26 protein-coding genes, 1 pseudogene and 2 riboswitches are annotated in these 23,564 nt (G+C 39.0%); of the genes and pseudogenes, 6 read left to right on the forward strand and 21 right to left on the reverse strand.

Annotation, left to right across the window (positions count from 1 at the left end; all coding sequences use genetic code 11):
- The first annotated feature begins 249 nt into the window (after positions 1–249).
- Both pdxS and pdxT read left to right on the forward strand, forming a co-directional pair.
- Positions 250–1,122, forward strand: a complete 873-nt coding sequence (gene pdxS / locus FZC40_RS07375) for a pyridoxal 5'-phosphate synthase lyase subunit PdxS (RefSeq protein ID WP_148603267.1) — start codon at positions 250–252, stop codon at positions 1,120–1,122.
- Positions 1,122–1,691: a pyridoxal 5'-phosphate synthase glutaminase subunit PdxT gene (pdxT, locus tag FZC40_RS07380; RefSeq protein ID WP_148603268.1), complete on the forward strand. Its 570-nt coding sequence runs from the start codon at positions 1,122–1,124 to the stop codon at positions 1,689–1,691. Before pdxS ends, pdxT begins: the two co-directional genes overlap by 1 nt.
- A gap of 46 nt (positions 1,692–1,737) precedes the next feature.
- Here pdxT and FZC40_RS07385 read toward each other — a convergent pair.
- The 14 genes and pseudogenes from FZC40_RS07385 to FZC40_RS07450 all read right to left on the reverse strand — a co-directional run.
- A pseudogene (locus FZC40_RS07385) lies at positions 1,738–1,932 on the reverse strand (preQ(1) synthase); the annotation flags it as partial.
- Positions 1,933–2,128: 196 nt separating this feature from the next.
- The gene (gene thiD, locus FZC40_RS07390) at positions 2,129–2,908 is read right to left on the reverse strand and encodes a bifunctional hydroxymethylpyrimidine kinase/phosphomethylpyrimidine kinase (protein WP_148603269.1); all 780 of its coding nucleotides are present in this window, start codon (positions 2,906–2,908) and stop codon (positions 2,129–2,131) included.
- Positions 2,905–3,546: an HAD family hydrolase gene (locus FZC40_RS07395; RefSeq protein ID WP_148603270.1), complete on the reverse strand. Its 642-nt coding sequence runs from the start codon at positions 3,544–3,546 to the stop codon at positions 2,905–2,907. The genes thiD and FZC40_RS07395 overlap by 4 nt, the downstream gene beginning before the upstream one ends.
- Positions 3,543–4,181, reverse strand: a complete 639-nt coding sequence (thiE, locus tag FZC40_RS07400; protein ID WP_186843672.1) for a thiamine phosphate synthase — start codon at positions 4,179–4,181, stop codon at positions 3,543–3,545. The genes FZC40_RS07395 and thiE overlap by 4 nt, the downstream gene beginning before the upstream one ends.
- Positions 4,168–4,992 (reverse strand): hydroxyethylthiazole kinase, encoded by an 825-nt coding sequence (thiM, locus tag FZC40_RS07405; RefSeq protein WP_148603271.1) that lies wholly within the window; start codon positions 4,990–4,992, stop codon positions 4,168–4,170. Before thiM ends, thiE begins: the two co-directional genes overlap by 14 nt.
- The gene (gene cytX, locus FZC40_RS07410) at positions 4,974–6,176 is read right to left on the reverse strand and encodes a putative hydroxymethylpyrimidine transporter CytX (protein WP_148603272.1); all 1,203 of its coding nucleotides are present in this window, start codon (positions 6,174–6,176) and stop codon (positions 4,974–4,976) included. The genes thiM and cytX overlap by 19 nt, the downstream gene beginning before the upstream one ends.
- Before the next feature lie 68 nt (positions 6,177–6,244).
- Positions 6,245–6,356: riboswitch (TPP riboswitch) on the reverse strand.
- Positions 6,357–6,764: 408 nt separating this feature from the next.
- Positions 6,765–7,670: an RnfABCDGE type electron transport complex subunit B gene (gene rnfB, locus FZC40_RS07415; protein ID WP_148603273.1), complete on the reverse strand. Its 906-nt coding sequence runs from the start codon at positions 7,668–7,670 to the stop codon at positions 6,765–6,767.
- A gap of 23 nt (positions 7,671–7,693) precedes the next feature.
- Complete coding sequence (locus FZC40_RS07420) at positions 7,694–8,269, reverse strand: electron transport complex protein RnfA (protein ID WP_170253856.1); 576 nt, start codon at positions 8,267–8,269, stop codon at positions 7,694–7,696.
- Positions 8,266–8,889 carry an electron transport complex subunit RsxE gene (rsxE, locus tag FZC40_RS07425; protein WP_148603274.1) on the reverse strand — a complete coding sequence of 208 codons (624 nt, stop codon included), beginning with the start codon at positions 8,887–8,889 and terminating at the stop codon, positions 8,266–8,268. The genes FZC40_RS07420 and rsxE overlap by 4 nt, the downstream gene beginning before the upstream one ends.
- 2 nt (positions 8,890–8,891) lie before the next feature.
- Entirely contained in the window at positions 8,892–9,458 is a 567-nt protein-coding gene (locus FZC40_RS07430; protein WP_148603275.1) for an RnfABCDGE type electron transport complex subunit G, read from the reverse strand.
- 6 nt (positions 9,459–9,464) lie between these two features.
- Positions 9,465–10,457: an RnfABCDGE type electron transport complex subunit D gene (locus tag FZC40_RS07435; protein WP_148603276.1), complete on the reverse strand. Its 993-nt coding sequence runs from the start codon at positions 10,455–10,457 to the stop codon at positions 9,465–9,467.
- A 14-nt stretch (positions 10,458–10,471) separates the two neighbouring features.
- Positions 10,472–11,794: an electron transport complex subunit RsxC gene (gene rsxC, locus FZC40_RS07440; protein ID WP_148603277.1), complete on the reverse strand. Its 1,323-nt coding sequence runs from the start codon at positions 11,792–11,794 to the stop codon at positions 10,472–10,474.
- Positions 11,795–11,872: 78 nt separating this feature from the next.
- A complete protein-coding gene (locus tag FZC40_RS07445) occupies positions 11,873–12,289 on the reverse strand; it encodes a SoxR reducing system RseC family protein (RefSeq protein ID WP_148603278.1) in 417 nt (138 codons plus the stop codon).
- Between the two features lie 793 nt (positions 12,290–13,082).
- Positions 13,083–14,300, reverse strand: a complete 1,218-nt coding sequence (locus tag FZC40_RS07450; RefSeq protein ID WP_148603279.1) for a GNAT family N-acetyltransferase — start codon at positions 14,298–14,300, stop codon at positions 13,083–13,085.
- Between the two features lie 153 nt (positions 14,301–14,453).
- On the opposite strand from FZC40_RS07450, the gene FZC40_RS07455 reads away from it, so the two are divergent.
- Entirely contained in the window at positions 14,454–15,131 is a 678-nt protein-coding gene (locus FZC40_RS07455) for a Crp/Fnr family transcriptional regulator (RefSeq protein ID WP_148603280.1), read from the forward strand.
- An 82-nt stretch (positions 15,132–15,213) separates the two neighbouring features.
- Here FZC40_RS07455 and trxA read toward each other — a convergent pair whose 3' ends face one another.
- From trxA to FZC40_RS07490, 7 genes are all read right to left on the reverse strand, one after another.
- Entirely contained in the window at positions 15,214–15,528 is a 315-nt protein-coding gene (gene trxA, locus FZC40_RS07460) for a thioredoxin (protein WP_148603281.1), read from the reverse strand.
- A 101-nt stretch (positions 15,529–15,629) separates the two neighbouring features.
- Positions 15,630–16,049: a YjdF family protein gene (locus FZC40_RS07465; protein WP_148603282.1), complete on the reverse strand. Its 420-nt coding sequence runs from the start codon at positions 16,047–16,049 to the stop codon at positions 15,630–15,632.
- A 200-nt stretch (positions 16,050–16,249) separates the two neighbouring features.
- Positions 16,250–16,618 carry a DUF7670 domain-containing protein gene (locus FZC40_RS07470; RefSeq protein WP_148603283.1) on the reverse strand — a complete coding sequence of 123 codons (369 nt, stop codon included), beginning with the start codon at positions 16,616–16,618 and terminating at the stop codon, positions 16,250–16,252.
- A 44-nt stretch (positions 16,619–16,662) separates the two neighbouring features.
- Positions 16,663–17,133, reverse strand: coding sequence for a methylated-DNA--[protein]-cysteine S-methyltransferase (locus tag FZC40_RS07475; RefSeq protein ID WP_148603284.1), 471 nt, complete (start codon positions 17,131–17,133; stop codon positions 16,663–16,665).
- Between the two features lie 102 nt (positions 17,134–17,235).
- Positions 17,236–17,739, reverse strand: a complete 504-nt coding sequence (gene nrdG, locus FZC40_RS07480) for an anaerobic ribonucleoside-triphosphate reductase activating protein (RefSeq protein WP_148603285.1) — start codon at positions 17,737–17,739, stop codon at positions 17,236–17,238.
- Entirely contained in the window at positions 17,736–20,090 is a 2,355-nt protein-coding gene (locus tag FZC40_RS07485; RefSeq protein WP_148603286.1) for an anaerobic ribonucleoside triphosphate reductase, read from the reverse strand. Before FZC40_RS07485 ends, nrdG begins: the two co-directional genes overlap by 4 nt.
- Positions 20,091–20,259: 169 nt before the next feature.
- A riboswitch (cobalamin riboswitch) is annotated at positions 20,260–20,435 on the reverse strand.
- 142 nt (positions 20,436–20,577) lie between these two features.
- Positions 20,578–21,918: an HAD hydrolase family protein gene (locus FZC40_RS07490; protein WP_243135776.1), complete on the reverse strand. Its 1,341-nt coding sequence runs from the start codon at positions 21,916–21,918 to the stop codon at positions 20,578–20,580.
- Between the two features lie 179 nt (positions 21,919–22,097).
- On the opposite strand from FZC40_RS07490, the gene FZC40_RS07495 reads away from it, so the two are divergent.
- Genes FZC40_RS07495 through FZC40_RS07505 form a run of 3 tightly spaced genes read left to right on the forward strand, consistent with a single transcriptional unit; the run spans position 22,098 to position 23,476 of the window.
- On the forward strand, positions 22,098–22,568 hold the full coding sequence (locus FZC40_RS07495) for a MarR family winged helix-turn-helix transcriptional regulator (protein ID WP_243135777.1): 471 nt from the start codon (positions 22,098–22,100) through the stop codon (positions 22,566–22,568).
- Positions 22,565–22,951 (forward strand): FMN-binding protein, encoded by a 387-nt coding sequence (locus FZC40_RS07500; RefSeq protein ID WP_148603287.1) that lies wholly within the window; start codon positions 22,565–22,567, stop codon positions 22,949–22,951. The genes FZC40_RS07495 and FZC40_RS07500 overlap by 4 nt, the downstream gene beginning before the upstream one ends.
- Positions 22,952–22,978: 27 nt before the next feature.
- Positions 22,979–23,476, forward strand: coding sequence for a flavodoxin domain-containing protein (locus FZC40_RS07505; protein ID WP_148603288.1), 498 nt, complete (start codon positions 22,979–22,981; stop codon positions 23,474–23,476).
- Positions 23,477–23,564 lie beyond the last annotated feature (88 nt).

Consider the following 23,564-nt stretch of genomic DNA (forward strand, 5'->3'; position numbering starts at 1 on the left):
GTTTTAGAATACGCTAAATAGATTAAAATCTACCTCTAATCATACGACACAAATTGTACTATAGAAACAGATGAAAATCAAGAAGATTTTTTATTTAAAGAATGTTACTCATTTACTTGAGTAATATTTTTATCTGGTTCCATCACATTTGTCGTTTTTGATACTTTTAATGATGCCAACAATGTATTACAATACTGCACATTGAACAAATCAGTAAAATCAATTTCAAAATAAAAGGAGAAAAATAAAATGAGTACTCGTTATGAGTTAAACAAGAATTTGGCCCAAATGTTAAAAGGCGGGGTTATTATGGATGTCACCACTGCTGAACAGGCGCGTATTGCCGAAGATGCCGGCGCCTGCGCTGTTATGGCCTTAGAACGGATTCCCGCCGACATTCGGTCCGCCGGCGGTGTATCAAGAATGAGCGATCCAAAAATGATAAAAAGCATTCAAAAGGCGGTTTCCATTCCAGTTATGGCCAAAGTACGCATCGGTCATTTTGGCGAAGCTCAAATCCTTCAAGCCATCGAAATTGATTACATTGATGAAAGCGAAGTTCTTTCCCCGGCAGATGACACCTACCATATTGATAAAACCAAGTTCGATGTTCCTTTTGTATGCGGCGCAAAAGACCTGGGCGAGGCTTTAAGAAGAATTAGCGAAGGAGCTTCCATGATTCGTACCAAAGGGGAACCGGGAACCGGAGATGTCGTTCAAGCGGTTCGCCATATGCGACTGATAAATCAACAGCTTCGAACGATTCAAAACACCAGCGAAGATGAACTTTTTCAGGTTGCCAAGGATTTACAGGTTCCCTATGATCTAGTGAAAATCATTCATGAAACCGGTAAGCTTCCGGTGGTCAATTTTGCCGCTGGCGGTATTGCCACACCTGCTGATGCTGCTTTAATGATGCAGCTTGGCGCCGAAGGTATCTTTGTGGGATCTGGTATTTTTAAATCAGGGAATCCTGCCAAAAGAGCTCAAGCGATTGTTAAAGCCGTCACCAATTTTAATGATCCTAAACTGCTTGCTGAACTGTCTGAAGATCTGGGTGAAGCAATGGTTGGAATTAATGAACAGGAAATTGAATTATTAATGGCTCAACGAGGGATCTAATGAAAAAAACAATCGGCGTATTATCCGTCCAGGGCGCTTTTGAAGAACATATCAAAATTCTAAAGCAATTGGATGTGAACTGCATTGAGCTAAGAAAAAAGACCGATCTGACGGAGCATTCCATTGACGGTCTGGTCTTGCCCGGTGGAGAAAGCACGGTGATGGGAAAACTCATTCGCGAACTTGACCTATTTGATCCCTTAAAACAATTAATTGAACAAGGCATCCCGGTATTGGGAACCTGTGCCGGACTCATCCTGTTAGCCGGCAAAATTGCTGATGATGAAAGCCTCCATTTTGCTGCCATGGACATTGTGGCCAGGCGAAATGCCTATGGCCGGCAGCTGGGAAGTTTTCAGGCGGATGAAGAATTTGATGCCTTGGGGAAAATCCCAATGGTCTTCATTCGGGCCCCCTATATTGAAAGTGTTGGCGAAAAAGCAGAGGTTTTAGCCCGTGTTGACAACCACATCGTGGCAGCGAAACAGGCTAACATGATTGTCACTTCATTTCATCCTGAACTGACCGATGATCTTACGGTTCATCAATATTTCTTAAGTCAAATCTGATTTTATTAAAAAAACCTGAGCCGCTTAAAATTCTGCGGCGCAGGTTTTATCGATTATCTATTTTTTCAGGATATAAATCATGATTGTGTAGGCGATTTTTCGCGACCTCGAACCATTCTGTCCCTTCTTTTCCATAGTTGCAATAGGGATCAATGGATATCCCGCCTCTTGGGGTAAACTTTCCCCAGACTTCTATATACTTGGGGGCCATCAGCTTAACAAGATCTTTCATGATGAAATTTATCCCCCAAAGACAGCGGGGGTGTTGATAAACTTGTCCAGACGGCCATCATAAATCCTTGTCTGCTGCCATTTCGTACCGGCTATCGCCAGTTCGCTATGATGCATACAACTGCTTTTACAATGGCCGTCTGAATTTACATTTGCATTTTATCCACAGTCTGATAACTTATCCACATTATGCTGTTAAAAGCTGCCTATATTTTATAACCGTGATCCAATGGTCCGCTACCTTTTCCCAAATCAAGTTGTGCCGCCAATGCCCCGGTGATATAGTCCTTTGCATTTTTCACCGCCTGCTTCATATCCTGTCCAGCTGCAAGATTGCAAGCAATCGCGGATGAAAGGGTACAGCCGGTGCCGTGAGTATTCGGATTATTAATTTTTTTTCCCGTAAGCCAGATTTCTTCAGCTTCAATTAATAGAAAATCATCGGCACTTTCTTCAAAATGTCCGCCTTTAATCAGGACGCTTCCTTTACACTCCTGAGCAATGATCTTTGCCGCTTTTACCATATCAGCTTTGGACTGAATCTCAAAACCGCATAAACATTCTGCTTCCGGTATATTCGGCGTGATAATATCAGCAATCGGAAATAGCTTTCTTCTTAATGCTTCGACGCTGTCGTCACTACATAATTTTCCCCCACTGGTTGCTACCATTACCGGATCGACGACGATATTTTTGGCCTTGTACTCAATCAGTTTTTTTGCAACACTATTGATAATGTCAGCACTGTATACCATCCCGATTTTTACCGCATCCGGAAAAATATCGGTAAACACGCAATCCATTTGATTTTCCACAAAAGCGCTGTCAACCTCATAAATTCCATAAACCCCAGTTGTGTTTTGAGCCGTTAATACGACGATCACTGTCATGGCATACATTTTATGGGCCATGATGGTTTTCATATCGGCCTGAATCCCTGCTCCGCCGCTTGAATCCGATCCGGCAATTGATAAAACTTTTTTCATTTTCTCAACTCCTCAAAACTATTAATCGTTCGATCAGATACTCTTTTTATTTCTTCCCAATCATTTTTCGAAAATTCATCATAAACTCCGACAATATAGCACTCTGTATTTTTGGCCGCCTTAATACAATATAAAGAATCCTCGACGATGGCAATTTCTTTTTCCGGAATACCAAATGTCTCAACTGCCTGGTAATATATTTCTGGCTCACTTTTCGAAAGCCCGGTCATATCTGATGTCAAAATAAATTCAAAATAATCTAAAATACCCAGTCTTTTAACTGCCGTTTCAACCAATGAGCGATCAGTCGCGGTTAGAATACTCATTTTTATTCCCTGCCTGACATATTGATCCAGAACTTCCTTTACAAAAGGCTTTAAGGGTAAATGAGTCCCATAACTGTCTCGTATCATTTCGTTGATTTCAGCGTTCACCTCTGCTGCCGTTAAGGCGAGCCCAAATTGATTGACAAAATAACGGGAAGACTCCGCAAAGCTCATGGTTGTAGTGATCTCATTTAAATTATCCGGAGGCTCTATCCCATGATTTTTTAAAAAATTTCCGCCCAAGTTTTTCCATACCGGCATTGAATCAATGAGCGTCCCATCCATATCAAAAATGATTCCTTTTTGATTCATGATGTTATCATTTTCCAGGAAAGGTGGTGTAATTCTCTGGTTGCTTTGGCAATATCCAGCTTTGAGAAGATTGCCGATACCAAAGCCACGCCATCAACACCAGTCCCCTTTAAAGTAAGAATATTATTCTCATTTAATCCCCCGATGGCGACAACCGGAATGGAAATAGTACTGCATATTTTCTGTAATGTTTCAAGCGCGACAAGATTGGCATCGGTTTTTGTTGAAGTGGCGTACACGGCCCCTACCCCAATATAATCAGCTCCGTCTTCTTCAGCCTTAATGGCCTGTTCAACCGTCTGGGCCGATACGCCAAGGATTTTATCTCCAATGCGTTTTCGCAACTCTCTGGCATTCATATCTCCCTGTCCAACATGCACACCATCCGCATTGACTGCCATCGCCACTTCATAATTGTCATTAATCACAAAGGGAATTTGATAGCGATCCGTCAATTTTTTTATTTCTTCCGCCTCTTTCACAAAGTTTTCAAAGGACAACTCTTTTTCCCGAAGCTGAATAAACGTCGCTCCGCCGCTAATGGTCTCTTCAACCTGTTCTGATAAGCTTCGGGCCCCCAACCAGGTTCGATCGGTCACGGCATATAAAAGCATTGCTGATTTATCGAATTTCAACCTTCATTCCCCTTTCTAAAATCTCGACATCCATATTGCTCATAAAATCGATGATATAGGTTCTAAAGGATGACGTTCCCTCTTTTTGCGCCCAAACCTTTTCAAATGTCAACTCTCCGCATAATCCCATACAGCTTACAGCTGCTGCCGTGGCCAGAAGCAAATTATCCGGATTGGCCCCACAATAAGCGCCAATGAGAGTTGTGAGCATACATCCGGTTCCCGTTATTCGGGACATCATTGGATGACCATTTTTAATCACAAAGGCCTTTTCTTTATCAGCAACGATATCAATCGCTCCCGTTATTGCGATCATTGCTCCGGTTTTTTCACTTAAAGTTTCTGTAAACTGAATCATCTGATCAAGATTGTCATAAGTAACCGTGTCGTTACTATCGGCATCCACACCTTTTGTGGTTCCGCTGCCTTGATCAATCGTCTTAATCTCCGAAATATTACCTCTAATTACGCTAATCTTCACTTGCTTTAACAGTTCCAACGCGGTTTCTGTTCGAAACTTTGAAGCCCCCGCCCCAACCGGATCCAGTATCACCGGCAGCCCCAACTCATTGGCTTTTTTTCCTGCTTTAATCATGGCCGCAATGGTTCGTTCATTCAGGGTGCCAATATTAATAACTAATGCATTGCATATTGAAACAATATCTTCAACTTCATTGATATCGTCGGCCATAATAGGCGAGCTTCCACATGCCAACGCCATATTTGCGCAGTCATTGACGGTAACATAATTTGTGATTGCATGCACCAAAGGGTGTTTTCTATTGATATTTTCTAAGATTTCTTCGAACATAATTTAATTCCTCCATTAACTAATATAAATAATAGGCTAATCATGACCATTGCCGGCAGCGTGACCCCAACAGGAAAATCACAAGTCATCAATTGCCGATAAATTACCACGCCAGCTACCCAAATAATCATGTTTTTGACATCAATCAATTTTTTCTCATCTACTTTGGTATTTTTGAAAACAAAATAGTCAGTAATTAAAATCGCAAAAAGTGGAGCAAAGACTGATCCGATCAAATAAAGAAAATCCTGATATGCATCAATGGGTGCAACTATTGCCAGCAAAACACCGATCACACCGGTTATCAGTACAGCAGTTCTTTCTTTAACCTTTGTATCGATATTTACAAAACTCACTCCTGCCGAATAAACATCTAAGAATGCCGTTGTAACGGTGGAAAAAAGGATAATGATCAATGCCACCATCCCCAGGCCCACACTGGTCAGTATCACAAAAATATCAGAGGTACCCGCATAAAGAGCGGCACCTAATCCAATGATGTACATCCAGCAGCTTCCCATAAAATAACTGATCGAACTAACCAGTGAACCCGATTTCTCTTTTCTCGAAAAACGCGTGTAATCCGCAATCAGCGGAAGCCAGGAAATTGGCATGATCGCACTTAATTCCACAGCCCCGCCAAAGCTCATCGTGCCTTCAACGGCTGAGTTGGCGGTTGATCCGCCAAAGATCTGCAAACTTAAAATAACAGAACCGATAAACAGCAGCCCTACAGCAATATAGTTTAGCTTCTCCATATTTTTGAAACCCACGAGCACCCATAAAAAAATAAAGGCCCCGATTATTATACACCCCAGTGTTGTGTTTTGATAATTAAAAGCACTGACTGTTACACCATCAATTGCTTTTGCCGCAGTAATCACCATCACCGCTGTCCAACCGATCAATTGCAGGATGTTCAGTATTGAAAAAATATATGATCCGTATTTGCCAAAGGATATTCTTGACGATTCAATGGCCGGCAATTTACTTTGAGAACCAATAACTCCGGCCAGAAACAAGACGGATATCCCGATGACATGACCCATTATGATTGCAATCACGCCGTTTTTTAATCCCAGGGGCGCAATCAGCGTCCCAGTCATCACTTCTGCAATGGAGATGGCTGCGCCCAACCACAAAAGGGTCAGACTTCGATTTGAAAGTTTGTTTTCACTTTGCATGTAATTCCTTTCCGACTTAACTTGTACCTTTTGCTTCGTTCAAATAAAAAAAGCTGCACATCAATGCACAGCAAATTTTCACACTTTCCCTACGTCGGCATTATCCGTATCAGGTGCAAGGGTCGAAGTAACGCTTTACTTCCTCTCAGCCTAAATGCTCAAGCTCCCCAACTATTATATTGTTTAAAAGATTATCATACCCATTCTTTTTTGTCAATATTGAAAAATTACCTTTTATCATTCAGTTTCTTAACTCGCTTATTCCGACTTTCTCGTTCTTTAATTATTGCCTTATCCATGAAGACAGTGAGGCGCTCATCATCTTCATGGATAAGATATTTCTTAATTTAGCTTAATTACAACCTATTTCAAGATTTAATAAAGGTTCGCGCCTTATTATAGTTTCAAGAGATAAACATCTCCCCTTTTTCTTTTCATTCCTAATATAAAAGCAGCAGGTCATCCGGACCTGCTGTTTTTTTGCTTATCCTTATTTTTACAATCAACGAACAAATATAAAAAGTCTGCAAAAGATAATGTTTGATCATCTTTTGCAGACTTAAATTTCTGTTGATTATTCTAATATCTTTATTTTTCTTCTTTTTTTGCTTGCGCTGCTTGAGCAGCTTTTTCAGCCTTCGCTTTTGCAACAGCTTCCTTCAAAATTACTGATGCTTTTTTGGCATCTTCAGTCAAAGGAACAATCGCTCCTGTTGGGCATTTTTCCAGACAAATTGGATTGTTGCATTTTTCTAAGCAAATCGTTCCATTTACAGTAGCTAAATTGTTTTCAACTGTTATTGCATCGTAAGGACAGCTTTTTTTACAAGCTCCACAACCGATACAAGCAACCGAACAAACTTTTTTAGCTGCAGCACCTTTATCTTGTGAATTACAAAGAACTGCTACCGGTGCACCAATTGGTGCCATCGTGATTACATGTTTAGGACAGATCAAACTACATTTTCCACATCCTGTACATTTTTTCTCATCAACAATTGGCAAACCATTTTCTCCCATTGTAAGTGCATCAAATGGGCAATTAGCTGCACAGGTACCAAAACCCATACATCCATACTGACATCCTTTAGGTCCACCCTGCACGAGACTTGCAGCAATACAATCTTCCAGTCCAACATAATTATATTTTTTAATTGCATCTGATATCGGATTGTTACATTTTATTTGAGCAACTCTTGGTTCAATTTCAGCTGAAACTTTTCCAGTTATTTCTGCTACCTGATCTGCTACAATCTTTTTACCAGGCACACACAAATTAGGCGCTACGTCCGGCTCCAAAACAACTGCTTCAGCATAAGCTGCGCAACCAGCGTAGCCGCAAGCTCCGCACTGTCCCTTAGGAAGTACGTCTTCGACTATCTCAATAAGTGGATTTGTTTCTATGGCAAAAGCTTTGTTCGCAAATGCTAAGATCAAGCCAAAAACCAAACCAATGCCTGTCATTACCAGTACAACCATTATTGCAGTATTCATGATTCCTTATCTCCTTTCGATTATTAAATCATTCCTGAAAAGCCAAGGAACGCCAAAGCCAACATACCTGCCAGTATAAATGCAATCCCAATACCTTCTAATGATTTGGGTACATCCGCCAATCTCAGTTTTTCTCGACAACTAGCCATCAGGATTATTGCCAGTGCAAATCCCAAACCAGAACCTACCGCATTTACCAAACTTAATAAGAATCCATAATTAGATTCGATATTTAAAAGTGGTACTGATAAGACGATACAGTTTGTAGCGATTAACAGCAAATAAATTCCCCACATATTATAAAGTGCCGGGGCATGTTTCTTTATAACCATTTCCAGCAATTGAACAAAACTTGCTATCAATAAAACAAATACCGCTGTCGTCATGAATGTTAGTCCGAATGGGAATAAGATAAAATGATAGACAAGCCATGCCAACGCCGAACTCATAACCATTACAGCCGTAACAGCCATACCCATACCAACGGAAGCGCTCAGGTTTTTTGAAACACCAAAGAAAATACACAGACCTAAAAATTTTGTCAGTACGAAGTTGTTTACTACTACTGCGCCTAAAAACAGGGTTAAATATTCCATTATGCTTCACCCCTTTCCGCTTGCTTTTTTTCCATATGAGTGGTTAAGATTTTCCATGCAGCAACCAGGTATCCGATTAAAATGAATCCCCCTGCTGGTAAGATCATAATCAATGGGGCATTATACCAGTCACCAAGAATTTTTACTCCAAAAATTGAACCAGCTCCAAGCAGTTCGCGAATAATTCCAATAATTACCAACGCAACACAAAAACCTGAGCCCATTCCAAAACCATCAAAGAAAGATGGAACAACTTTATTTTTTGATGCAAATGACTCTGCTCTTGCCAATATGATTGCAAAAACAACAATCAAGGCCAGATATATTCCTAATGCATCATAAAGATCCGGGGCATATGCCTGAAGAACTAATTGCACCACGGTAACAATCGTTGCAATGGATGTAATATAAACCGGTACACGAACCTTAGGGTTTACGACTTTTCTGGTAAGTGAAACCACTATGTTATTCATCGAAATAACAAACATAACTGAAAGACCCATTGTTAACGCCGTCGTTGCTGAAGACGTAACCGCCAAAGCTGGGCAAAGGCTAAGTGCCAAAACAAATATAGGATTTTCTGCGACAATACCTTTTTTAAATATTTGCCAATAATTTTTCATAATTATTTATTACCTCCTGCAAACGCTACGACTTCATCTACTGCTTCCTTAACGCCTTTTGTTACGGCTTTAGAAGAAATTGTAGCTCCAGTCATTGCTTGAATATTTTCTTTGTTTGAAGGATCTTTTGTCACTACCAAGTTTTCAGATGTTTTTCCTGCAAACTGGGATTTAAACGGTTCTTTTCCAGCATTGTCCCCAAGACCAGGGGTTTCATTTGCCTTCAATATTGAAAAATTAATAACCTCACCAGTCGTTTTAACAGCAACCAGCATTGTTATCGCTCCGCCATAACCTTTTGTCTCACCTGGAACAACATAGGCAATTTTTTCGCCCCCCTTTGTTGCAGCATACCAATCGGTTTTGCCGTCAATAGGCGTAAAGGTATCTGCATCTGGAACTAAGGCCTGCATTGTTTTCATCTCTTTATCCGCTGCATTCTTTATCGCAATCGGTGACGTTACAAAATTTGTAACACCAATGATTAATCCAGCTACAAAACAAGCGATCATTAAATTTATAGCAATCTGAAAAATAGAATATTCTTTTGTAGTATGTTCAGTCGACATCTTCATTTACCCCCTTACTCCGAATTTTTTTGGTTGACAAAAGCGGTCAATTAGAGGTGTCAGACAGTTCATTAATAATATTGCATAACAAACGCCTTCAGGATAGCCGCCTTTAAGTCTGATTAAGGTTGTCAATACCCCTGCACCAAAGGCAAAAATTATTTGACCTTTTATCGTTATTGGAATGGTAACCATATCGGTAGCCATGAAGAATGCTCCAATGATTAAACCACCAGCCATCATATGAAAAAGTGGGTCTCCAGTAAGGAAGCCGGCTGGTCCAAATATCCAGGTTAAAATTCCGACAGTACCGATCATAACAACAGGAACTTGCCAGTTTATATATTTTTTATAGATTAAAAACAATCCGCCGAGAACTAATAGTACTGTACATGTTTCACCGATACTACCACTGCGGTTTCCTAAAAACATTGCCTGATACATATTTGATGCACTGCCAAAAGTACTAATTAATGCATCATAACCTTGTTGTTTTAAGATATTAAGTGGTGTTGCAGAACTTACAACATCTGGAACACTTGTTGTCATTTTACTCCAGGTTGTCATCGCAACCGGCCATGATACCATTAATGCCGCTCTACCAATATGCGCAGGGTTGAAAATGTTTGAGCCTATTCCACCCATGGCATGTTTTGCAACAACAATAGCGATGAATGAACCGACAATGGCCATCCACGCTGGAAGCGTTGGTGGCAAACACATTGCCAGCAACAGGCCGGTTAAAAAGGCACTTCCGTCTTTTATGGTAATCGGTTTTTTCCTTATTTTTTCGACTGCCCATTCGAAAAACACAGCAGATACAATACCTAATAATATAATCATAAGCGCATTTAAACCGAAATGATATACTCCGAACAATGCCGCTGGAGCTAATGTTAGGTTTACTGTCCACATTATTTTTGAAACTGACTCTTCTGAGCGAATATGTGGAGATACAGATACATTAAATAATTCCTTGTTTGATTTTACTTCCGCCATGAAAAACTCACCCCCTATTTCTTTGCAGCTTTTTTAGCAGCATTTTGTGCTTTACTGTATTTAACATATTGAACGATATTTCGTTTTGCCGGACATGCGTAAACGCAGCTTCCGCACTCAACACAATCAAGCAGACTAAAATCTTCAACTGCTTCTTCGAAAAGATTTTTCTCTCCTAAAAGACTAAACATACTAGGATTTAATCCCATCGGACATGCGTTAAGACATCTTCCGCATCTGATGCATGGTGATTGTTTCCCAGTGTTTGATTCTCCTTCGGCCAAGGCAAGTATTCCCGATACACCTTTGATGATTGGGAGATCTATATGTGGTTCTGCCATTCCCATCATTGGTCCACCACTAAGGATTTTTTCGGGTGTACTTGCAAATCCCCCACAAAAATCGATTGCTTCTCTAAATGTTGTTCCTACTCGAACTAAAATATTTTTAGGCTCTTTTATCGCCTTGCCGCTGATTGTTGTCACTCTCTGAATGAGTGGAATTCCCTGAGTTACCGCATCCGATATTGCAATTGCTGTACCGACGTTTTGAACAACAACGCCAACATCCATTGGCAGTCCACCAGATGGAACCTCTTTGCCGGTAATTACCTTAATCAGCATTTTTTCAGCACCTTGAGGATATTTTGTTGGGAGCCCCATAACTTCTACTCCAGTTCCCTCAAAAGCTTTCTTCATGACTTCAATAGCATCTGGTTTATTATCTTCTATTCCAACATACCCTTTTGTAACGCCAAGTGCTTTCATCGCAATTTTTACACCTGTTACTATTCGCGCTGATTCTTCAAGCATAAGCCGATGATCAGCGGTTAAATATGGTTCACATTCAGCAGCATTCAAAATAAATGCCTCAGCTGTTTTATCTTTAGGTACAGTCATTTTTACATGTGTTGGAAAAGTTGCACCACCCATACCAACAATACCAGCTTCTCTTATTATCTTGTTGATGCTATCCGCATCCAGACTCTGCCAGTCCCGTTTTAGTGGGATACCTTCAGCCCATTCGTCTTGGCCATCGTTTTCAATAACAATTGCCAGACATGTTCCCAACCCTGGATGAGGATATTCTCCTACATCGATCACTTTTCCCGAAATTGATGCATGTACATTTCCTGAAACAAATGCATCGGTTGTCGCAATTAATTGCCCCTTTTTCACTAAGTCGCCTTTGGCTACTATAGGTGAACAAGGTGCACCGATATGCTGTCTCACGGGAATGATTGCTTTGTTTGGCAAAGGTGCTGTTTCTATCGGCTTATTTGCTGTATAACTCTTGCGATCGTTTGGATGCACTCCACCGCGAAAACTCTTCATCATATTTAAAACCTCCCTTTTTTATATATTATAATGAATCTCTATAGATAAGCAAAAATATAAAGTCAAATCGGAACTTATTTAACTCAATATTTTTGTAATCACCGGCAATGATTTTACGTCTTTTTTTACGGCCTTATCATATAATTTCACAAAAATTAATGATAGACAAAACACTATTATTCCGCCACCTATTTGAAACGGAACCAATGGTTGTCCCAATTTATTTGCAACAAACCATCCCATAACTGCTCCAACTGCTGCTGCTAATAGAGGCATAACATAAACCATAAATGCAGCAATAATCATATTAGCTTCCTGTATTTCAAATGCAACCTTTTGTCCCGGTTTAGCTCCGATTGGATTTCGAACATCCATTATGATGGCATCCTCACCTGGACATGCTCCACAGTCTTTACAATCTGCATGTCTGGCGGCGCTTACTTTTGCCAGTTCACCATCTACTCCAACAACAATACCAATTTCTTCTTGTTTCAAACTATTAACCTCCTTAAAAAATCGCGATCATAAATTGCGTTGCTTATCGTTTAACTACTAATTAGCCCATACTTAATTCCGGGAAAATTATATACTCAAACAATTTTTCCGGAATTATAAAACGCCTATATTATTAATCGCTGAATCAAGTACAAAAAATTACATGTTTGAAACTTGTATATACATCGTCTGTTTCTAATTATATATGTAAAAAATTTATTTGCAACAGTTTTTTTGAAATTACCAGCGCTTGAATTTAGAACTCTTTTAAGTAAAAATTAGCCTGTTTTTCTCGCTATTTAAGGAACTATTTTTTTTTACGATTTTTCTCCCTTCATCTTCTTTATTTAGCTCGTCTTTTTGTGAAATTCTGTCAAATCAGTGGTTTTTGAAGCGCAGAACAAGCTTTTTATATTTTTTTTTTAAATTCTTTCGTTCCTTAAATCAATTTTTATCACTTATGATTGTATCTTTTTTAACATACTGTTATTTTGCTAAATTTTACTTATTTTCCTATCAAAATTGCTAGATTAATCCTAGAGGGTAATTTTTTTCCGTACTCACGTTTCGCTTTTATTGTTACCCTGTTAACTTAAAACGTTAATCTTTAAAAGAATACACGAAGCACGTATAATATATCTGCTAAAAACAACAGAATATCGGTTCGCATTTATAACCATTGATTTTATTTGAGTTATTCTTTTTTAAGTTACCTGTCTGAAAGAATAAAGCACTAAAAAAGAGGCTATTGCCAAAGCCCCTTTCCACCTAATTTTATGTAAAATTTCAAATGTTATATATAATCAGAAAAGTAAATCTTATCATTTGGAATAATATTTTCAAGTAATGTGATTGTTTTATCGTTAGCAGTTAATCGTTCTATTTTTCTTAAATAGGTTGGTCGCTTATAGCCCAATAACATTGTTGTTAGAACTCCGATATTCAATTCCACACAGTTTTCAGATCGGCCGTCAATCAATACCGGTTTTGACCCCTTATTAAACCGGAGTGTAAAGCTTTGATTATTCCAATCCAGCACCGAATCTCTAATATTAAAGGTGATCGTATCATTAATTTCAACATTAACAAAGTTGTACTGTTTAATAAACTCCTCAAAATCTACAATTCGTGCCATAATATAGGGTCTGATATTCTCTTTCAGATCACTGTCCCCAAATAGAAAAGATACGGTATGATTATTATAATTATTACCAACCACTTCATTAATCATGGATTCATGAGCCGCGATATAGCCCCACAGACCTTTCCTTGCCTCTTCGTTTAAGTAAACCATTTCCTTGACATGAAAAACATCATTTTCGATAAGGTAAACTAAATAACCGAATGGTTTGTTATTCTCGTTATAATAGATAGCAACCGTTACATCTTCGACATCCCAACGCCAGTATTCTTCCCAAACTAATTCAGATCTGATCAGGCATCCATGGGTTTGTCTTGCATAGTTATCATGTAAATCGATAAGATCCTCACTGTCTAGGAATACCCGTCTTACCCTGCCGGGGACATCAATATCTCTGGGTAACTGATTATCCCGGATACGATAGGTCATTTTGTCCGATACAACTTCCCAACCCTTGTGACGATATAACGGAATTGAATAAGGATATAGAAACGAAATGCTCTGTTTTTGTTTTCGCATGGTTTCAAGACTTTCTTTCATTAACCTTGACATTAAACCCAAGCCCATATATTCAGGATAGGTGGCAACACCGGTGATGTAACCCATATCGTAAATATTCCCTCTGATGTTCACTTCGAGTGGATATACTGCAATTTGAGCCGCCAACTTTTCTCCTTCAAACCAGCCGACGACCTCTGCCTTTTCTAATATGGGAAATTTCGAACGCTTAATTTCATCCTGTTTCCATCCTATTTTTAATAATTGTTCATCTGTAACCTGAAATGCATATCTTAAAATATCGTTGAATTGCGTTAAATCTTTTGACGCCAATTTTCTTAATTCAAGATCTGTTTTTATATCCTTGCGCATCGGAAATCCCCCTTAATTAACTACAATCTGCTAATCTTTCTTATTTTATATTTAAAAAGCACAATTCTATTGAGCTTTTGATATTGATACCCGCATCATTACGGTTGAAAATATGATATACTAAAAAATAATATTTAAGTGAGGGCAGTAAAAATGGTAAATGAAAAAGATATCGGATTGGTTGAATCAATTTTCAGCTTTTGGGATAAGCTAACTCCCCAGCAAGAATCGCTGATTCTGGGAAATTCAATATATACGAACTATAAACGCGGTGAAAATATTCATCATGGCAATAACGACTGTGTCGGTGTTCTGCTGATTAAAAGCGGTGAACTACGGACGTATATTTTATCCGAAGATGGCCGGGATATTACCCTGTACCGATTAGGGGCTGGCGATGTTTGCATCCTATCGGGAGCTTCCTGTATTTTAAAGAATATTACCTTCGATGTCCATATTGATGCTGAAAAAGACAGTGAGTTGATTTCAATCAACTCCGCTGTTTTTCAACAGCTTTGCAATGAAAATATCTATGCCGAGAACTTTTCTTATAAATCCACCATTGATCGCTTTTCAGATGTGATGTGGACAATACAGCAAATTCTCTTTCTAAGTTTTGATAAACGACTGACAAATTTTTTGCTGGACGAAATATCCCGAAGTGGATCAAACACCATCGTCATGACTCATGAACAAATTGCCAAATATATTGGTTCTGCCCGTGAAGTCGTTTCCCGGATGTTGAAATATTTTGAAAAAGAAGGCTATATAAAACTTTCACGCGGTAAAATCGAAGTCATTGACGCGGTTCAGCTAAAGGAAATAATCTAATCATGTTTAAAGCCAATTATTTATCACGCTGATAAAATAATTGGCTTTAAAATTGTCAATTTTCAATATTGCTTATTTTGCTTTATGCTTCCAGCATCTCTAAAATATCTTTTTTTGGCTTTGCTCCTACTGATTTTTTAACCACCACACCGCCTCTGACCACTGCAAGCGTCGGAATGCTCATTACCTTGAACTGAGCAGCCAATTCCGGTTGTTCATCCACATTAATCTTTCCAACTTTTATTACCAGACCAACTTCTTCTGCTATTTCATCTACAATAGGAGAAACCATTTTACAGGGTCCGCACCATGATGCCCAAAAATCCAACAATACCGGTTTGTCTGACTGTACGACTTCCATTTCATAATTATCTTTTGTAATTGTAACTACGCTCATTTTATTTATCTCCTTTATCTCTTAGATTTGTTTTATGAGCCTATTATAACTATGTTTTTTCATTTAAACAGTAACTTAATCACACAACTATTTTTATAATTTTATCGTCCTTTATGCTTTTGTTTTTTCTTTTCTTGTCTTAAATCGAATTGTCGCAGTTTTTCTTCTTCAGTCTTCAAACGATTCATTTTTTTTCTGCCGATTATCTTCTGCTCATGCTCTAATTTCAGCGCCTGCTGTGCTTTCGTTCCAATTCCTTTTTTTTCCATCTGGCGACTGATTTCCCTTTGCATTCTTTTGGGATTGATAGTTGTCTTTTGATCCTCAACTTGAATTTTCGACATACTAAAAGTAAGCGTGTCATATTTTTTCAACAAGAAATCATAAATTTCATAATCTTTTGGCTCCGCGCCAAAAACTACCTTGGCAACACTGAGCACACCCTGATCAATTTGTTCAAAAACACCCACCCAAAAGGGTTCCTCAAAAAAAACTGTCAACGAACCAACAATTTTATCCATCTTCTTCCTCCTAAAATTACTAGCGAAGAAGGGACAACCATAGGAGGCAGGTTACTGACAGAAACTTTCTGCGTCTGGACTACCGGCCAGAACTGTGTTTTTATCTACGCATCAATATTATAGCATCTTTTAAACCTAAATCAATTCAAATTAATTTAGGTTGCCAACCAACTGTCATACCGATCAACTGTTAATCTTAGTCAAGTTTTTCTTTTTAAATGCCAATTAAGCAAAAACAATATTCCAATTAAAATCGCTGGTCCGGCAATCGTCAAGCTCCAGGAAATGGCAATATACCAGGGGATACCCCCTTGTAAAGCCATAATTATATAAGCTATTCCTGCTACAATAAAAGCAATGCCGCCAATGATTTCGAATTTCCAGGCGATCGCCAAAATAATAATTAAAGCAAATGTGGGAACATTGTGTATCAGCAATCCCTGGATGATTTCTCCAATGCTGAGTTCTGGCGTGATTACATCCAGAGAAAACAAACCAATGAAAATAACAAACAGAATAGACAAGATTCTTGGCGTCCAATATATAAACCCATTGATTTTTCTTGCCAAATTTCTCACTTCCTTAGTTTTATATCATTTTGGGTCGGTACCCCTTATTTGAAATTATAATTTTTTTCCAATTCGAGCAGCTTTTCTTTTAAATCAACTCCGCCGGCATAGCCAACCAGGGCCCCACTTGAACCAATCACGCGATGACAGGGAATAAAGATGGCAATGGGATTATTGTGGTTTGCACCGCCAACCGCCCGGGACGCATTGCCATTGCCAATGGCAATGGCAATGTCTTTGTAGCAGCAAACCTCCCCATAAGGAATACTTTGCAGGGCCTTCCAAACCTTTTGCTGAAAAACCGTCCCTTCAGGTGAAAGCGGCAAATCAAAACTTTTTCGTTTGCCGTTTAAATACTCTTCAAGCTCCTGATGCGCTTTTTTCAGTAGCGACGTTTCATTGACTGTCAGCCCTTCTGAAATTTCTTCTCCAAAATACAATTGGGTAACAGCCATCCCGTTTTCAGCAATGACAACTTTTCCCAGCTCTGTTTCATAACAGAATGCTTGTTTCATAATTTTTCATCTCATTTTCAATAATAATTAATTAGTATCCTGGCTTATTGGTATCCTCAGCAATCCTTTTTCTTAGTATTATGATTACCCAATTTTCTGCTCTTATATCTCACTCAACACGGTCTCTTTTAATAAAAGCGATTTTTTTACATCAATGATTCTTTGATTTTTCGATCCTCTGAATTTTAACATCATGCTCTTTTTCTCTATCTGAAATTTTCCATCGACCAATAGATCAGTTCTTTCTAATAGATCATGCCAGGCTTTGTCACTGTTTTCCAAAAGTGTTTCGTACGTATAGCCAGTGTATGTCATCACATGATAGCCCAAAACCTCGGCTCTTTCAGCCAGTTCGCCAAAAGCCTCGGCCTGTTCAAACGGTTCTCCCCCACTTAAGGTTATCCCATCCAGAAGTGGATTCTTTTTCATTTCACTGATGATGGCATCAATAGCCACCCATTGTCCGCCTTTAAAATCATGGGTTCCGGGGTTATGACAACCAGAACAATGATGGGGGCAACCCTGGGCAAAGACGACAAGCCGGATCCCCGGACCATCGACAATCGATTCTTTAACAATCCCGGCAATTTTTATTTGGTTATTCATAGCTGTTCAATATTATTTTCGTTGCTGCCTTCACAATTGAAATGTTTGATCCGATCTTTCTCTTCTGCCTTTTTCGCGTCATTGAAGCGGTCCAGGGTTCCAACGAGATATCCGGTAATCCTTCTGATTCGTTCAAATCTCATTTCATCGTCTTCCGGTCGGCCGCATTGCGGACATTCATCCCCGATAATGCCGGTGTAGCCGCAAACCGGATCTCTGTCCACCGGGTGGTTGATGGAGCCGTAGCCAATTCCAGCTTCTTTCATGGCCCGGACAATTTTTTCAAAAGCGTCCAGATTATGAAGAGGGTCTCCATCCATTTCAATGTAGGTAATATGCCCGGCATTGGTTAATTCGTGATAAGGAGCTTCCAGCCTGATTTTTTCGTATGCGCTTGTCTGATAATAAACCGGCAGATGAAAACTGTTGGTGTAATATTCTCTGTCGGTTACTCCCTGGATACTGCCGTATCTGCTTTGGTCCATTTTAACAAATCGCCCTGCGGTTCCTTCCGCCGGAGTTCCCAGAAGGCTGAAGTTCAGTTGGCGCTGCTCACTTTCTTCATCCATTCTTTTTCTCATGTAGCCAATTATTTTAAGGCCCAGTAATTGGGCTGTTTGCGACTCACCATGATGTTTTCCGGTTAGCGCCTTCAAACATTCTGCCAAACCAATGAATCCCACGCTCAATGTGCCGTGCTTCAGCACTTCCCGTACTGCCATCTCTTCTGTAAGATTATCCGAGTCTATCCATATCCCTTGACCCATTAAAAACGGATAGTTTTTTACTTTCTTTCGTGCCTGAATTTCAAACCGTTCCATCAGTTGGTCAATGACCAGATCGACTTTGGCTGCCAGTTTTTCAAAAAATAATGCGATATCATGATTGCTTTCGATTGCGATTCTTGGCAAATTGATCGTCGTAAAACTTAAATTTCCTCTTCCATAGGTGATCTCCCTGGATTTATCATGAACATTTCCGATCACCCGGGTTCGACATCCCATATAGGCAATCTCTGTTTCTGGATGGCCTTCTTGATAATACTGTAAGTTGTAAGGGGCATCCTGGAAGGAAAAATTGGGAAACAGCCTTTTGGCACTGACTCTGCATGCCAGTTTAAACAAATCATAGTTTCTATCCCCGGGATTGTAATTCACGCCTTCTTTCACCTTGAAAATATGTATGGGAAAAATCGGGGTTTCTCCGTTTCCCAGTCCTTCTTCGGTCGCCAGCAACAGATTTTTAATCACCAGTCTGCCTTCTGTGGATGTATCCATTCCATAGTTGATCGAACTAAAGGGAATTTGAGCCCCTGCCCGGCTGTGCATAGTATTGAGGTTATGCACAAAAGCCTCCATCGCCTGATAAACACTTCGGTCAATTTCTTTTTCAGCATTTTTTACTGCAAACTCCTGGACCTTTATCATAACATCCGCATCATCGATCCACTGTGATAACTTTTTAGCTTCATATTCCTGATAGTTTTTCGAATCATCCAAAGCCGGAATCAACCCAGTTTCTGCTTTAATCTCACCACAAATATTTTTGACGCTGGCCGAAACGTCTTCCATTTCTGTCAGCAGACTTACTGCCTTGGCTAAGTTTTCCCGATAAAGACGGGCATAGGTTTTTTTTACCCCATGAGCCATTGCATATTCAAAGTTGGGAATGCTCTGTCCGCCGTGCTGATCATTCTGATTCGATTGGATGGCAATACAAGCGAGCGAGGCATAGCTCTGAATATCATTCGGTTCCCTCAAATGCCCGTGTCCCGTACTGAATCCATTTCTGAATAATTTTTCTAAATCAATTTGACAGCAGGTAGTTGTCAGTGTCAGAAAATCCATATCATGGATGTGAATATCACCATCCTTATGGGCTTTTGAATGTTCTGGTTTCAACACAAACATTTCATTAAACTGCTTCGCTCCCTCAGAACCATATCTCAGCATCGTTCCCATCGCGGTATCGCCATCAATATTGGCATTTTCACGTTTTATATCATTATCTTTTGCCTCTTTAAAAGTGAGCCCTTCATATATTTTCATCAGCCGGGTATCCATTTCGCGAATCCGTGTCCGTTCAGCCCGATAAAGAATATATTCCTTAGCTGTCCGGGCATGGCCGGTTTCAATGAGAATCATCTCCACGGCATCCTGAATTTCCTCAACGGTCGGCTTCTTATTGTCCAATTCCTCTTCAATATAGAGAGTTACACTTTCAGCCAAAGACATGGCGGTATTATAGTTTTCGCCCCCCAGGGCACTTGATGCCTTAAAAATAGCATTTGCAATTTTTTCAATATTAAAAGGTGCTTCTCTTCCATCTCTTTTTTTAATTTTAGTAATCATGCTCTTTTCTTTCCTTCTTTCTTGGTATAACCCTTTTCAAACTAGCTACAAGCAAGCTTGTGATTGACTCATTTATCTTCACTCAAACAAAAAGCCTCCAGACAAAGTGTCAAGAGGCCATCATAAGATTATTTTCATGGTTCTTACACCCTCTATCACGCGTAGAGTGTTTGTGCAAATAATATGGGTGGTGATCTGACTTAGGAAAAATTCTTCACTGCTTTCCAGGTTTCCCTATTTGTTCTGTGAAAAACATCCCATTACAGTGGCGGGACCGTGCAGGGCTTACACCTGCTTCTCCTTTGCCGCACTATCAAGTGCAGCCCCAATATCATCATATTTAGTTGTCTGTTATTTTATCATATACCACATGTAGTGTCAATTGTGTTTATTCGGTATCGTATGTAAGTACCAAAGTAACGCTGCATGGTCATCACTTAGTATTTTGTATCAGAGATATCTATACGATCGCTATTTCTGCATTTTATTAAACATCCTCTTTATTTCGCCCAAAAGGTCTGAGATAAAAATGTTTTTCAATGGTCTTTACCACTGAATCGCTGTCATTATCGCCAATGATCCGTGAGGTTGTTCTTTTCAATTCAGCTGTTGCGTTTTTGACAGCATAACCAAAATCGGCCGCCTCTATCAAAGGAATATTTTTCTCATCATTACCAAAAGCGATGACCTTATCTGCTGACAAATGCTCTTTCATTTCCATTACTGCATTTTTTACCGATGCCTCAGCACCGGTTATTTCTATAAAATAATATCCTTCATGTGCTTCATCAACATAGTATGAAACATTAATTAAAGGTGCTATGTCTAGACTCATGAATATATCAATTAATTTTTCTATTGTTTCAAGTTGGTCCACGGCAACAATTGAAAGCACATCCTGATTTTTCGGCAAATCGCCACAGACATAACTTTTTTCTGGAAGCCGTTTTTTAGAGTGATAGAGCTTTTCCTCTGCGGGGTTTACCAGCTTAGTATAATAGACATGTAAAACATCATTGATGATGGTATGGGTAAAACAGTTTAGATCCAGTTTGTCAAAAACTCCAATTACCCGTAACGCCGTTGTGAAATTCATCGTTTTACATTGCAGATACGTCGATTTTTTGAGATCATACTGTGCCGCTCCGTTCATGATGATAACAGGGAGCTTCATTTCCAAGTCTTTTATAAGCGGCAACAGGGTTTCGACACTCCGGGTTGTGGCAATGGTGATCAAAGCCCCCCGGTTGATCATTGTATTTAATTTAAACTTAGAATAATTATTGATTTCACCTTTCGAGTTCAGCAAGGTTCTATCTAAATTCGTCACAAATAATGCACTTTTATTTTTCCTTCGCGGTAAATGAAAAGCATTGATGCCAAGGGAAACAAAAATACCAATTAACGTATCAATCATTCGATTTATCGCAAACATATACGGATTAACATCAGCGCCATGTACTACCGTAATACTCAAAAATACAACACAGGTTATATAAGACGCCGTCGATTTTTTTACCCGTACCGTGAAATATATCAATGGAATAATGCACAATGAAACGATAAAGTATTGTAACACCGGCAGATCCGTTGGTAAAAAGCTTTTCTCCAAAATCAAAAGACACATTCCCATGATCCCACCGATAAAAGTTCCAACAGTACGATTCGCAGCCACCTTAAAGCTATTGGAAACATAATTTTGCATACATAAAATTGCTGCAATAGCGGAATAAAAGGGATCTCCCTGTTTCCCGAGCAGCAGATAGATTAGAAAACATACATAAACTGCAATAAATGTTTTGAAAATTCTCATTCCTATTTTTGGCATCGAATTTCTCCTTTTTTATCTGTTTTTTTATAATACCATATAAAATGATACTGTATACCCTTAACTTCACTGCAAACCCTTTCAATTTTTTTAATTAAAAAACTATTGACATGCAAATAAAGGTAATGTATCATCTATTAAGGTAACACATTACCTTAATAGAATTTTGGAGGTATTATTTGAAAAATATTGATGCTATGGCTGATCGGCAATTTGTCTTTGGTTCTGTTCAAATTGTCTCAAATCAGATGAACACTTTACTTGAAAGAGATCTTAAAGAACAAGATTTAACTGCAAAACAATGGTTCCTTACCGCTATTATTCAAAAATCTTTTGATTACGCTCCCACAATCAAAGAAACTGCCGAAGCAATGGGCAACTCTCATCAGAATGTCAAACAGGTTGCTCTAAAACTGGCACAAAAGGGATTCCTTACCTTAGAAAAAGATGAGAAAGATGCCAGAGTCACACGGATTAAATTAACAGCTAAAATTGATTCTTTTAGAAAAGAGACCCAATTCAAAGCCTCTAATTTTACAAAAAATTTGTTTGATGGTATCTCAGAAGACGAAATGGCGACAACTCGGTCCGTTCTTGAAAAAATGTTATCAAATTTAGAGAAAATGGAAAATGGAGGTCAAATCAAATGAAAAAAGCACTCATTATTATCTTGGTTATCCTTGGTGTGATTATATTGGCCATTGGCGGTGGTATCCTCTATATAAGCAATGGCTTAGAATCAGGCAAAAATTTAGTAATTAATTCCGTGGATCCCACACAAGTTTCAGATGGTGTTTATACCGGAAGTTATCAAGGCGGAAGATGGAGCAATGAAGTAGAAGTAACTGTTAGTGAAAAAAAGATTACTCAAATTAACGTAATTAAATCCGTAAAGTTTGAAAAACCTGAAGTAACCAATGCACTAATCAATAATGTCATTGAAAAGCAAAATACGCTGGTGGACTCAGTCAGTGGCGCAACCGTTACAAGTAAAGCTTATTTGAAATCCATCGAAAACGCTTTATCAAATTAAATAATTTTTTTGGAGGAATATCATCTTATGAAAACAATGATCCTTTATGCCAGCACCTATGGCTATACCCAGGAATGTGCCGCGAAGCTTTCCAACGAATTAGCTGGCGATGTCCTTCTTGTAAATATTAACACCGATCCTGTTCCGCCATTGGAAGCATATGATACAATTTTAATCGGGGGATCCATTTACATGGGCCAGATTCAGAAAAGAATTAAAGAATACTGTCTTGCAAATGCAGATTCACTGAAAAAGAAGAATCTTGGCTTTTTTATCTCCTGCGGCAGTGCTGAAAACTTTAATGAGAGTGTTAAAAACGCTTTCCCTGAAGACTTAATAAAAACCGCCCTTTCAATCGAAAATTTTGGTGGCGAGTTTCGAACCGACAAAATGAAACTTTCACATAAATTAATCATGAAAATGGTAGCAAAAGCGACTGAAAAAGATAATAAACCACCCGCTAAACCGATGCCTGAAAAAATCGAAAAAATGGCACAGACAATTAATCATTCCCAGGCAATGTAATAATTTAAAGGGACTGTTTTCACAGTCCCTTTAAATTATCGACAAATCGGTCTCGGAGACAATAAAAGATCATTGCTGCTGGTATGCT

This window comes from Acetobacterium tundrae (assembly GCF_008086615.1).
GTDB lineage: Bacteria > Bacillota > Clostridia > Eubacteriales > Eubacteriaceae > Acetobacterium > Acetobacterium tundrae.

Excerpts from the sequence above, each read along its gene's own strand:
- FZC40_RS07395 (WP_148603270.1), bottom strand. The coding sequence starts at position 3,546 with ATGAATCAAAAAGGAATCATTTTTGATATGGATGGGACGCTCATTGAT.
- FZC40_RS07450 (WP_148603279.1), bottom strand. The coding sequence starts at position 14,300 with ATGCGCAAGGATATAAAAACAGATCTTGAATTAAGAAAATTGGCGTCA.
- cytX (WP_148603272.1), bottom strand. The coding sequence starts at position 6,176 with ATGCAAAGTGAAAACAAACTTTCAAATCGAAGTCTGACCCTTTTGTGG.
- nrdG (WP_148603285.1), bottom strand. The coding sequence starts at position 17,739 with ATGAATAACCAAATAAAAATTGCCGGGATTGTTAAAGAATCGATTGTC.
- rsxC (WP_148603277.1), bottom strand. The coding sequence starts at position 11,794 with ATGATGAAGAGTTTTCGCGGTGGAGTGCATCCAAACGATCGCAAGAGT.
- FZC40_RS07435 (WP_148603276.1), bottom strand. The coding sequence starts at position 10,457 with ATGGCGGAAGTAAAATCAAACAAGGAATTATTTAATGTATCTGTATCT.
- thiM (WP_148603271.1), bottom strand. The coding sequence starts at position 4,992 with ATGTTCGAAGAAATCTTAGAAAATATCAATAGAAAACACCCTTTGGTG.
- FZC40_RS07465 (WP_148603282.1), bottom strand. The coding sequence starts at position 16,049 with ATGGATAAAATTGTTGGTTCGTTGACAGTTTTTTTTGAGGAACCCTTT.
- FZC40_RS07455 (WP_148603280.1), top strand. The coding sequence starts at position 14,454 with ATGGTAAATGAAAAAGATATCGGATTGGTTGAATCAATTTTCAGCTTT.
- trxA (WP_148603281.1), bottom strand. The coding sequence starts at position 15,528 with ATGAGCGTAGTTACAATTACAAAAGATAATTATGAAATGGAAGTCGTA.
- FZC40_RS07475 (WP_148603284.1), bottom strand. The coding sequence starts at position 17,133 with ATGAAACAAGCATTCTGTTATGAAACAGAGCTGGGAAAAGTTGTCATT.
- rnfB (WP_148603273.1), bottom strand. The coding sequence starts at position 7,670 with ATGAATACTGCAATAATGGTTGTACTGGTAATGACAGGCATTGGTTTG.
- FZC40_RS07505 (WP_148603288.1), top strand. The coding sequence starts at position 22,979 with ATGAAAACAATGATCCTTTATGCCAGCACCTATGGCTATACCCAGGAA.
- FZC40_RS07500 (WP_148603287.1), top strand. The coding sequence starts at position 22,565 with ATGAAAAAAGCACTCATTATTATCTTGGTTATCCTTGGTGTGATTATA.
- pdxT (WP_148603268.1), top strand. The coding sequence starts at position 1,122 with ATGAAAAAAACAATCGGCGTATTATCCGTCCAGGGCGCTTTTGAAGAA.
- pdxS (WP_148603267.1), top strand. The coding sequence starts at position 250 with ATGAGTACTCGTTATGAGTTAAACAAGAATTTGGCCCAAATGTTAAAA.
- FZC40_RS07430 (WP_148603275.1), bottom strand. The coding sequence starts at position 9,458 with ATGTCGACTGAACATACTACAAAAGAATATTCTATTTTTCAGATTGCT.
- rsxE (WP_148603274.1), bottom strand. The coding sequence starts at position 8,889 with ATGAAAAATTATTGGCAAATATTTAAAAAAGGTATTGTCGCAGAAAAT.
- FZC40_RS07485 (WP_148603286.1), bottom strand. The coding sequence starts at position 20,090 with ATGATTACTAAAATTAAAAAAAGAGATGGAAGAGAAGCACCTTTTAAT.
- FZC40_RS07490 (WP_243135776.1), bottom strand. The coding sequence starts at position 21,918 with ATGCCAAAAATAGGAATGAGAATTTTCAAAACATTTATTGCAGTTTAT.
- thiD (WP_148603269.1), bottom strand. The coding sequence starts at position 2,908 with ATGAAAAAAGTTTTATCAATTGCCGGATCGGATTCAAGCGGCGGAGCA.